At 66.4% G+C, this 11,299-nt stretch carries 7 protein-coding genes; 4 read left to right on the top strand and 3 right to left on the bottom strand.

Features of this window, described 5'->3' with window-relative positions:
• Positions 1–195: 195 nt before the first annotated feature.
• The gene (locus H7J73_RS07455) at positions 196–1,215 is read right to left on the bottom strand and encodes an esterase family protein (RefSeq protein ID WP_264066658.1); all 1,020 of its coding nucleotides are present in this window, start codon (positions 1,213–1,215) and stop codon (positions 196–198) included.
• A 258-nt stretch (positions 1,216–1,473) separates the two neighbouring features.
• The gene (locus H7J73_RS07450; protein ID WP_264066689.1) at positions 1,474–2,697 is read right to left on the bottom strand and encodes a low temperature requirement protein A; all 1,224 of its coding nucleotides are present in this window, start codon (positions 2,695–2,697) and stop codon (positions 1,474–1,476) included.
• Between the two features lie 158 nt (positions 2,698–2,855).
• On the opposite strand from H7J73_RS07450, the gene H7J73_RS07445 reads away from it, so the two are divergent.
• The 4 genes from H7J73_RS07445 to H7J73_RS07430 are packed head-to-tail and all read left to right on the top strand — an operon-like array spanning position 2,856 to position 9,042.
• Positions 2,856–3,869 carry an iron ABC transporter substrate-binding protein gene (locus H7J73_RS07445; protein WP_264066657.1) on the top strand — a complete coding sequence of 338 codons (1,014 nt, stop codon included), beginning with the start codon at positions 2,856–2,858 and terminating at the stop codon, positions 3,867–3,869.
• A 15-nt stretch (positions 3,870–3,884) separates the two neighbouring features.
• Complete coding sequence (locus H7J73_RS07440) at positions 3,885–5,423, top strand: ABC transporter permease (protein ID WP_264066688.1); 1,539 nt, start codon at positions 3,885–3,887, stop codon at positions 5,421–5,423.
• Complete coding sequence (locus H7J73_RS07435; protein WP_264066656.1) at positions 5,420–6,478, top strand: ABC transporter ATP-binding protein; 1,059 nt, start codon at positions 5,420–5,422, stop codon at positions 6,476–6,478. Before H7J73_RS07440 ends, H7J73_RS07435 begins: the two co-directional genes overlap by 4 nt.
• Positions 6,475–9,042, top strand: a complete 2,568-nt coding sequence (locus tag H7J73_RS07430; RefSeq protein ID WP_264066655.1) for an AMP-binding protein — start codon at positions 6,475–6,477, stop codon at positions 9,040–9,042. Before H7J73_RS07435 ends, H7J73_RS07430 begins: the two co-directional genes overlap by 4 nt.
• On the opposite strand, the gene H7J73_RS07425 is transcribed toward H7J73_RS07430, so the two are convergent.
• Positions 8,947–11,271, bottom strand: coding sequence for an amino acid permease (locus H7J73_RS07425; protein ID WP_264066654.1), 2,325 nt, complete (start codon positions 11,269–11,271; stop codon positions 8,947–8,949). The genes H7J73_RS07430 and H7J73_RS07425 overlap by 96 nt on opposite strands.
• Between the last annotated feature and the right edge of the window lie 28 nt (positions 11,272–11,299).

The raw sequence follows: 11,299 nt of genomic DNA, 5'->3' as shown, positions 1-11,299 counted from the left end.
CCCTCCAGCCGCGACACCGCGGTAAACGCCGCGTCGCGATCGAAGGCCAGGGCCGAACTCATGCATCGAACATTAGTTCGAACCACCGACAGGAACGTGCTTGCCTGAAACCGATCCGAAAGCTGCGCACACCATCCGCACACAGAACAGCCCCCGCCGTGGCGGGGGCTGCTGCTGTGGTGCAGGTCGAACGAATCAGGCGGCAGGCGGCCCGCCGTTGAGCACACGCTGCATGTCAGGGACCATCAGCTGCAGCTGCTGTCCCCAGTAGCCCCAGCTGTGCGTGCCGTTCGGCGGGAAGTTGAACACGCCGTTGGTGCCACCGGCGGCAATGTAGTTGTCGCGGAAGGTGACGTTGGTCCGCAGGGTGAAGCCCTCCAGGAACTGCGCGGCCATCAGATTGCCACCGCCACCGGAGGTGTCGAGGTCCGACGGGGTGCCGGTGCCGCAGTAGATCCAGATGCGGGTGTTGTTGGCGACGAGGCGGTTGATGTTGACCATCGGGTCGTTGCGCTTCCAGGCCGGGTCGCTCGACGGGCCCCACATGCTGGTGGCGTTGAAGCCGCCGGCGTCATTCATGGCCATGCCGATCAGCGTGGGCCACCAACCTTCGGAGGGGTTGAGGAAGCCGGAAAGCGATGCGGCGTAGGTGAACTGGTCGGGATGCCAGATGGCCTGGGTCAGCGATGCCGAACCGGCCATCGACAGACCGACCGTGGCGTTGCCGGTCCGCGACACGCCGCGGTTGGCTTCCAGCCAGGCGGGCAGCTCCTGGGTCAGGAACGTCTCCCACTTGTAGGTGTAGTTCTGGCCGTTGCCCTGCGAGGGCTGGTACCAGTCCGCGTAGAAGCTGGACTGGCCGCCGACCGGCATGATCGTCGACAGGCCGGTGTTGTACAGCCACTCGAACGCCGGGGTGTTGATATCCCAGCCGTTGTAGTCATCCTGGGCGCGGAGTCCGTCGAGCAGGTAGACCGCGTGCGGGCCGCCGCCCTGGAACTGGATGCGGATCTCGCGGCCCATCGAGGGCGACGGGATGTTCAGGTATTCGACGGGCAGACCGGGTCGGGAGAAAGCCCCGGCTGTTGCCGCGCCCCCGGCGATCCCGATCAGGCCGGGCAGCGCGGCAGCCGCAACCGCGGCGACCGTCAGCCGGCGCAGGGATGCCTTTGCCGTACCGCGCAACTTCACGCGTACTTTCTCTGCGAGCCTCACGACTGTCGCTCCTCCATATTCGTAATTACAAGCCTGTGTTACTGATGTGACGTAAGTGAAGCATGGGATTCGCGGGTGACGCCCCCGGAAAACCCCGTGCTGGTATCGCGGTTGCCTAACGATTGGGAGTCACGACGGAAGCCGATTCGTCACCGCGTTGTGACCATGCCCGGGCGTGTTGACGCACACCGATAACCCGACGGGAGAGCTGTTCTCCCAGCGCAATCGGTTGCTAGCAGTACCAGGCCGAACCCGAGGTCACAGTTCTTCGGGAGAGGAGGACAGAGCGCGGGAGACGGCTTCGTCGGCGTGTCGATGACCGATCATCTCGAAGCCGACGACCGTCACCACCGGTGCCAACATCACCACCACCAGACACACCGCCATCGTCACGCCGGCACCAGCCAGGGCGACGGCCACACCAAGGACGGCGAGCGATCCGGCGATCAGCAGCAGGTGGAATGCATCGAAGGACCGCACCAGAACGAGATAGAGCCCGAAGATGCCCAGGATGTACACCCCGACCGGCACCGCCACGGCCAACACAGTGGTGACGGAGTCCAGCTTGGACTGGTTCTCGATGAAATAGGCGGCAGCGTGTAGTCCCGCACCCGTGGCGACGACGGCGCCGAACAATGGGATGTGGCCGTAACCCCAGCGGAAGGACCGCTCGCGGTGCACGTGCAGCAGCTGCGCCGATGGCACCACGAAGTACACCCACCACATACCGAAGGTGAGGCCGATCCCGGCGACGGCCACCAGCGCCGCGTCGAGCGTCCAGCCCTGCTTGTCGAGCACCGCCGTCAGAGAGGCCACCGTGCCCACCACTCCTTCACCCAGCGCGATGATGACCAGCAGGCTGTACCGCTCGGCGATGTGGTGCGCGTGCCAGGGCGTGAGACCGAAGCGGCGCTCGGCGATGATCGGCCCGGACATCTCCACGACCGTCATCACCGCGACGAGCAGGAAGGTCACCGCCAGCGATGTGTGCGCGATGATCACCCCGACCCAGCCGAGCTGGGCGATCGTGATGGCCGCGGCGTAGGTCAGGCACGCCTGACGTCGCGCGGGATCCTGTCTGGCGGCCCGTAACCACTGAAACACCATGGCAATTCGCATCACGATGTAGCCGGCGACCAACACGCGGTTGTCGACGTGTTCGCCCTCTTCGATGGACCGGAACATCGGCGCGATGCCCAGCGCCAGGATGACGACGCCGACCATCTGCAGCATGGTGGTGAGCCGGTACACCCAGTCGTCGGTGTCATACGCCGAGGCGAACCACGTGAAGTTGATCCAGGCCCAGACCACCGCGAAGGTGGCGAATGCGAAACCGGCCAGCCCGGCGAGAATGTGGTCTTCGGCGAGCGCGTGCGCTAGTTCCGATGCGGCCACCCCGAAGCCGATGACGAAGGTCAGGTCGAACAGCAGCTCCAGCGGGGTGGCGACCCGGTGTTCCTCGTGTGGATCGCGGCCGGTCATCCGGCGCAGGCGATGTGCGGGGGTCGCCGGTCGGGAACTCGGATGGGGCTGCTCGGCTTCGAGATCGCTCACCGCAACATCCTCTCAGGCGGGGGTTCCACCCGCAGAAAAGTCACAGGTACGGTAGTTAGGCAATCCTAAATTCAGAGAGGGCGACGATGGGGCTACCACGGAGGTTGATCGCGGCGGTCGGCGCGCTGACATTGCTGCTGGGGATGTCGGGCTGTTCGAACTCCGGTGGCGGCGACGAGCTGTTGATCTACAACGCACAGCACGAATCACTGACCAAGGAGTGGATCGACGAGTTCACCAAGGAAACGGGCATCAAGGTCACCTACCGCCAGGGTGGTGACACCGAGCTCGGCAACCAGATCATCGCCGAGGGCGACGGGTCCCCGGCGGATGTGTTCCTCACCGAGAACTCCCCGGCGATGGCCGCCGTCGAACAGGCCGGGTTGTTCACCGAGGTCGGTGCCGACACCATCGCCGCGGTCCCTCCGCAGTACCGCCCGGCGTCCAACAAATGGACCGGTGTGGCGGCCCGCACCACCGTGTTCGTCTACAACAAGGCCAAGCTGCCGGTCGACCAGCTACCGAAATCACTGTTGGATCTGCAGAGCCCGGTCTGGCAGGGACGTTGGGGCGCACCACCGCAAAAGGCTGATTTCCAGGCCATCGTCGCGGCCCTGCTTGACCTCAGGGGTGAAGCCGCCACCTCCCAGTGGCTGGCCGGGATGAAGACGAATGCCGTGTTGTTCCAGGACAATATAGCCACACTGAAGGCGGTCGACGAGGGCCAGGTCGACGGTGGCGTGATCTACCACTACTACTGGTTCCGCGACCAGGCCAAGACCAAAGAGATCAGCGGCAACACCGCGCTGCACTACTTCCGCAACGAAGATCCGGGCGCCTTCGTCAGCATTTCCGGTGGCGGCGTGTTGAAGTCGAGCAAGAAGCAGGACCAGGCCCAGCAGTTCCTGAAGTTCGTCACCGGCAAGGCGGGGCAGGAGGTGCTCGAAAACGGCACCTCGTTCGAGTATCCGGTCGCCAGCGGGGTGCCGGCGAACTCCGCTCTGGAGCCGCTCGATCAGCTGCAGGCGCCCGCGGTCAACCCGTCGGACCTCGATGCCAAGAAGGTGTCCGATCTGATGACGAAGGCAGGGCTGCTGTAGGTGGCTGTTCCCGCGATGTCGCGGCGCGCCGTCGGCACCCGGCCCGGCCCGGTGGTCTCCGCGACCGTCGGTGTCCTGGTCGCCGCCACGTTCGTGCCGCTCGGCTATGTGGCCTGGGCCGTGGTGAGCATCGGACCGGCCCAGGCCTATGCCCTGCTGGTCCGCCCACGCGTCGGAGAACTGCTCGTCAATACCGTCTCTCTGGTGGTCATCACGGTGCCGCTCTGTGCACTGATCGGAGTGGGGGCGGCGTGGCTGGTGGAGCGTACCGACCTACCGGGGCGAGCCTGGTGGCGCCCGATTTTCGTTGCGCCACTGGCTGTTCCGGCGTTCGTGAACAGCTACGCCTGGACCAGTGTGGTGCCAACCATGCACGGGCTGGGGGCCGGCGTGCTGGTCTCGACGTTGTCGTACTTCCCGTTGATCTACCTGCCGGTGCTGGCGACGCTGCGTCGGCTCGACCCGGCGGTCGAGGAGACGGCCCGCGCCCTGGGTTCGGACTCGGCCGCCGTGTTCGTCCGGGTGGTGTTGCCGCAGTTGCGATTGGCGGTTCTGGGTGGCGGTCTGCTGATCGGTATCCATCTGCTTGCCGAATACGGCGCGTTCGCGCTGCTGCGGTTTGACACGTTCACCACGGCGATCTTCCAGCAGTTCCAGGCTACCTTCGACGGCGCCGCGGGCAGCATGCTGGCCGCTGTGTTGGTGCTGTTCTGCCTGGTGCTGCTCGTGATCGAGGCGGCTGCGCGCGGTAACGCCCGTTATGCCAGGATCGGTTCGGGCGTTGCGCGCTCGTCGACACCACTTCGACTCGGCGCCAACACGTTACCGGCGGAGCTGGCACTTGGCGGCTTGGCCGTGCTGGCACTGGGTGTGCCGCTGTGGACCATCGTGCGCTGGCTGTGGATCGGTGGTGCCGGCATCTGGGATCTCGGCGATCTGACCGATGCGCTGGCTCAGACCGCGGGTCTGGCCGCATTTGCCGCGATCATCACGACCGCGCTGGCATTTCCGATCGCCTGGGTGGCGGTGCGCACGAGCGGAGTGTTGGCGCGCTCGGTGGAGGGCGCCAACTACGTCACCAGTTCGCTGCCCGGAATCGTGACCGCCCTGGCACTGGTCTCCGTCGCGATCCACCTGGCGCGGCCGTTGTATCAGACGCTGGCCCTGGTCGTCGGTGCCTATGTGTTGATGTTCCTGCCGCGCGCCCTGGTCAACGTGCGGGCTGGCCTGGCGCAGGTGCCGATCGGCGTCGAGCAGGCGTCGCGGTCACTCGGTGTGTCTGCCGGCGGGACCTTCGCCCGGGTCACCCTACCGCTGACGGCACCCGCTGCGGCTGCCGGCGCTTCGCTGGTGTTCGTCGCGGTGGCAACGGAACTGACCGCCACCCTGTTGCTCGCACCGACTGGCACCCGGACCCTGTCCATGCGCTTCTGGTCGTTGAGCAGCGAGCTGGACTATGCCGCCGCCGCGCCCTATGCGCTCGTCATGGTGGTGCTCGCAATCCCGGTCACCCTGGTGCTGCTGCGCCAGTCGACGCGGCTGGTGACGCGATGAGTGCCGCCGAGATCGTCGGGGTCGACGGGCTGACCAAGAGCTTCGGTGAGCACACCGTGCTCGACGGCATCCGGCTGTCCTTGTCCGCGGGCTCGTTGACGGCGGTGGTGGGCGCGTCCGGTTGCGGCAAGACCACCCTGCTGCGGCTGATCGCGGGTTTCGACACGCCCGACGGCGGCACCGTCACCATCGCTGGACGCGAGGTCGCCGGACCGTCGGGTTTCGTTGCGCCACATCGGCGTGACGTCGGCTACGTTGCGCAGGACGGTGCGTTGTTCCCCCATCTGAGCGTCGGCCAGAACATCGCCTACGGGCTGCGCGGTGGGCGGCGAAGCGCCCGGATCAAGGCCAGGGTGGTCGAACTGCTGGAGATGGTGTCGCTGACCGCCGACCATGCCACACGTCGACCGCACGAGTTGTCCGGCGGTCAGCAGCAGCGTGTCGCGCTGGCCCGGGCGCTGGCCCGCCAACCGGTGGTGATGCTGCTCGACGAGCCGTTCAGCTCCCTGGACACCGGGTTGCGGGCGGCGACCCGCAAAGCCGTCGCCCACACCCTCGTAGAGGCCGGTGTCACCACCCTCCTGGTCACCCACGACCAGGAGGAGGCCTTGTCGATCGCCGGTCAGGTCGCGGTGATGCGGCGGGGCCGCTTCACTCAGATCGGTTCTCCGCAGCAGGTATACGCCGAACCCGAGGACCGGTTCACCGCCCAATTCCTGGGTGACTGCGTGTTTCTGCCCGCCACGGTCGGAGTAGGCAGCGCCGACTGCGCTCTCGGCGCGGTGCAGATCCGGTCGACCGATATCCACGGCGCGGCGACGATCTTGCTGCGGCCCGAACAGCTCACCGCCACCACCGTGAGCGACAGGGAACGGGGCACCGGCGTCGGCACCGTGATCGCGACGGAATTCCTCGGCTCCGACGTGGTGCTCACCATCGACCTGCAGGGCGATCAGCCGCCGATTACCGTGCGCCAGGCCAGCGTCGACCCGCCGACCGTCGACGCCACGGTGCGGTTGAACATCCGCGGCCCCGCCGTCGTATTCCCGGCATGACTGCACTGGTCCGGCACCTGGCCGATTTCGGCGACCGACCGGCAGTGGCCACGGCCACCGAAGAACTGACGTACCGGGACCTGGCCCACCGGGTCGCCGATTCCGCTGCGATCCTGGGAAATCGGCGCCGGCTGATACTGATGGAAACCCGCAATGAGCTCGGCACGCTGGTGCCGTATCTGGGTGCGCTCGCGAGGCGACACGTGGTGCTGCCCGTGCCGCCGGGCCGCGACACCGCAGATATCGTCGCGACGTATCGCCCGGACACCGTCATCACCGGTGACGGCGGCGTCGAATTCCTCGCCGAGCCGAGCGCGGATGCACTGCACCCCGAGCTGTCGCTGTTGATGAGCACCTCGGGCAGTACCGGGTCGCCGAAGTTGGTCCGGCTGTCACGCGAGAACCTGATCTCCAATGCCGACGCCATCGGTAAGTATCTCGGTATCGACGAAAATGACCGGGCGGCAACAACATTGCCGATGTCGTACTGCTATGGGCTCTCGGTGGTGCACAGCCACCTGCGCCGTGGCGCCGGGCTCATCCTGACCGACCACTCCGTGGTGGACGACGAGTTCTGGGAGCTGTTCCTGCGGCACCGCGGAACCAGCTTCGCCGGGGTGCCCTACACATTCGACCTGCTGGACCGCGTCGGCTTCGGAGAGATGGACTTGCCCGACCTGCGCTACATCACCCAAGCGGGGGGACGGCTAGCCCCACAGCGGGTGCGCCGCTACGCCGATCTCGGTGCCCGTCGCGGCTGGCAGCTGTTCGTGATGTACGGCGCCACCGAAGCGACCGCCCGGATGGCTTATCTGCCAGCCGAACTCGCGGCCGCCAGGCCCAGTTCGATCGGTCGGCCGGTGCCCGGCGGGTCGTTCGCGATCGAACCCCTCGACGACTGGCCGGACCCCGGCGTGGGCGAACTCGTCTACCGCGGGCCGAACGTGATGCTCGGGTACGCCGGGCAGCGGGCGGACCTCGCCCTCGGTAGGACCGTCGACGAGTTGCGCACCGGTGATATCGCGCGCCGCGATCCCGACGGCCTCTACCAGGTGATCGGCCGCAGCGGCCGCTTCGTCAAGATGTGGGGACTGCGGATCGATCTGCAGCGGATCGAGACGGTGCTCAGCGAGCAGGGCGTGACGGCGTTCTGCGCAGCGGTAGACAGCGACGACGAGGATCGTCTGGCCCTCGCTGTCACCGATGAACACGACCCGGGAGAGATCCGCCGGCTTGCCGCCAGGGCAGCCGGGCTGCCGTCGGCGGCCGTCTGGGTCGCGGCGCTGCCCGAACTGCCGTTGCTGCCTTCGGGTAAGCCCGATTACGCCGCGGTTCGCGGAGCTGCCCGCCGTGCCGCCGAACCCGCCGCGGGCAGTAACGACATCCGGCGGCTGTTCGTCGAGGTGCTGCACGTGTCCGAAGCCGAGATCACCGCGGACAGCACGTTTCTGCGGCTCGGCGGGACATCACTGAACTATGTCGCGATGTCGATCCGGCTCGAGCGCATGCTGGGCTACCTCCCGCCTGACTGGCAGCAGCTGCCGGTGAGGGAACTGGAACGGCTGGCCACTCTGCCAGGCCGGAACCGCCGTTGGTTCTCGGCCAGCCTGGAGACCGGCGTCGCCCTGCGCGCGGTGGCGATCATCCTGATCGTCGGATCGCATGCCGGGGCTTTCCAGCTGTGGGGTGGCGCGCATATTCTGCTGGGGTTGGCCGGATACAACTTCGGTCGCTTCTGCTTGCGGGCGGTCCCGCGCGCCGAGCGGGTGCGCCACCTGCGGATCACCATTGCCTCGATCGCGGTCCCGTCGATCGCCTGGGTAGCGATCGCGCTGCTCATCACAGATGACTATCACCTGTCTAATCTGTTGCTCGCCAACAAGATCCTGGGGCCGTTTGACAGCATGACCGCCGGCCGGCTGTGGTTTGTCGAGGTGCTGGTCTACGTGTTGATCGGTCTGACCCTGCTGCTCGCGGTACCGACAATCGACCGTCTGGAACGCCGGGTGCCGTTCACCTTCGCGGCGGTCTTCCTGGCCGCCGGGGTGGCGCTGCGCTACGACGTCCTCGGCCTACGGCTCGGCGAGCAGGCGATGTTCACCTACCTGGCCTTCTGGTTCTTCGCGGCAGGGTGGGCGGCGGCCAAGGCACAGAACAACTGGCAGCGGTTTGCCGTCACTGCAGTCGTGGTGGTCTGCACCGCGGGCTACTTCGAAGAGGGATCGCGCCAGCTTCTGGTGCTGGGCGGCTTGATTCTCCTGTTCTGGCTGCCCGCCGTCCGCTGCCCCGAGCCGTTACCCGCCCTCGCCGGCCTGATCGCCGAGGCGTCGCTGTACACGTATCTCGTCCACTTCCAGGTGTATCCGCTGTTCGCCGGACACCCCGTGGTCGGCGTCGTCGCTGCCATAACAGCCGGCGTCCTGATCGCCCGTGCGGTCACCGAGGCTCGGCGGTGGCTGCGCGGCGGATCAACTGTCGGCGGGCTGCTCGATGATGGAGTACGTCGGGTCGGTCATGAAGACAGGCCGGTTACCGTTCTGACGCGCCTTCCCGACCAGCCGTAGCACCTGACCGGTCGCGATGCCGTCACCGCCGCGGCTGAACGAGACGGTCACCTCACCGCTGTCGTCGCCGATCGTGACGAGCAGCAGTGGTTTACCGTCCCTGGACTTCTGCGTGATTTCGTTGACCCGGCCCTCGATGCTGGTCCGCTGCCCCCCGATCAGTCCGTCGATGGCGATCACCGTGGGCGGGGCCTCAGGATGCTCGTAATCGTCGACCCGATCCTGATCGGAATGAGCCATCCTGTCCTGTACTTTTTCCAGTTCGCGGGTCACGCGTTCTTCGAACATGTCGGGGAACGCTTCGCGGATCTGAGACTGCACATCGAAGGGCACGATCGTCGCCGCGGCGTGCGGCATCCGGCTCACCGCCTGCGCGATCCGGTCGGCTGTCCGGTCGTGCAGCAGCCGTCCCAACAACGGCGCGTAGCTGCGCCTCGGCAACAGCAGGGTGACGTTGGCGTCCGGATGTTCCTCGGACGTCGTGCATACCAAATCGTGTGCGGCACGGACCACCCGGCGGTCAGGGCAGTCGATAATTCGCAGCGGGGTCACCAAACCGTAGTGCTCCCAACGCTTGCGGATTCGATCGGCGACATCCTCGTCGACCATGAAGTGCACGGCGGTCAGTTGGTCGGCCCGCAGGCCGCGGCCGTAGCGCAGGGCCTCGATCACGGCCAGGTCCACCGAGTTCACCAGCACGTAGACATAGTGGCCGGTGTAGACGCCGAAGTTGTCGGGGCGGTCGGTGCGGAACCGTTCGAGGATGGCCGCTTCGGCGCGGTATTCGCGGTTGAGCCGCATCAGCGCGAAGACCAACAGCGGGAAGATCACCACCACCAGCCAGGCGCCCTCGGTGAACTTGGCGATCGCGAAGATCAGCACCACCACCGTCGAGATGATGCCCGCGGAAAGGTTGATTGCGAGCTTGTGCCGCCAGCCGTCGGACTTGTGCGTCAGATGATGTTTCGTCATGCCGTAGCCCGCCATCGCGAAGCCCGTGAACACCCCGATGGCATAGAACGGGACCAGCGCGTTCACGGAGCCACCGGTACCGATGAGTAACACCACGGCCAGGACGGTGAGCACGATGATGCCGTTGGAGAACACCAGCCGGTGCCCGCGTTTGGAAAGCTGCCGTGGCAGGAACCGGTCCTCGGAGACGAAGTTGGCCAGCGCCGGGAAGCCGTTGAAACTGGTGTTGGCGCCAGTGAAAAGAATTGCTGCAGTGGATATCTGAACCAGGGCATAGAGGATGTGGCCGGCTACCCCGTCGCCGAACACGGCCCGGGAGATCTCGGAGAGCACCGACGGGTACCCCGCCACATATGGCGTGGCGTGGGTGGCGTACGCCAGGTAGGCGACGCCGGCCAACAGGAACGCCAGAATGCAGGCCATCACCGTCAGGACGCGGCGGGCGTTGACGCCCTGCGGGTCCCGGAATGAGCCGACGGTGTTCGAGATGGCCTCCACGCCGGTCAGCGAGGCGCCGCCGTTGGCGAACGCGCGCAACAGCACCAGGATGGTCGCCCCCATCACCAAGCCGTCGCCGTGGGTGACGGGTACCGCGCCGACGAGATGTGCCGCGTCGTACTGCGGCAGCCCCCAGAACAGATGGCGGACAACGCCGGTCACGATCATCACCGACAGCATCCCGACGAAGAAATACGTCGGCATCGCGAACGGCCGGCCGGCCTCGCGCAGGCCGCGCAGGTTGGCAAAGCACATCAGCAGCACCACGCCGATGGTGATCTCCAGGCTGTAGGGGCCAAGAGATTTCACCGCGGAGATCACCGCGACGGTGCCGGCCGCAGCCTGCACGGCGACGGTCACCACGTAGTCGATCAGTAGTGCCGCCGCGGCGATCTGCGCGATCCGGGGACCGAAGTTCTCCCTGGCGACGATGTAGGAACCGCCGGCCTTGGTGTAGGTCATCACCACCTGGCGGTAGGACGCTGCGACCAGGATCAGGATGACTAGGATGACGCCGGTGATGGGCAGCAGGAGCGTGAACGCCGCCAGCGCCGCATACGGCAGCAGCTCGATCAGGATCACTTCGGTGCCGTAGGCAGTCGACGAGATCGCGTCGGGCGAAAGCACGCCGAGAGCAACCGGATTCGACAGCCGCTCGGACTTGAGCTGGTCGGTGATCAGCGGCTTGCCGAGGATCAATCGTTTGAGCGTGTAGCCGATTGATTCGCGCGGCGGTGTCACTCGGTGGTCATGTGTCACGGCAACATTCTCACCCGTACGGGCCAGA

Source organism: Mycolicibacterium komossense, assembly GCF_025822605.1.
Taxonomy (GTDB): Bacteria; Actinomycetota; Actinomycetes; order Mycobacteriales; family Mycobacteriaceae; genus Mycobacterium; species Mycobacterium komossense.
The sequence above is the reverse complement of the archived record's forward strand: the minus strand, read 5'-3'. Positions and strand labels throughout refer to the sequence as shown.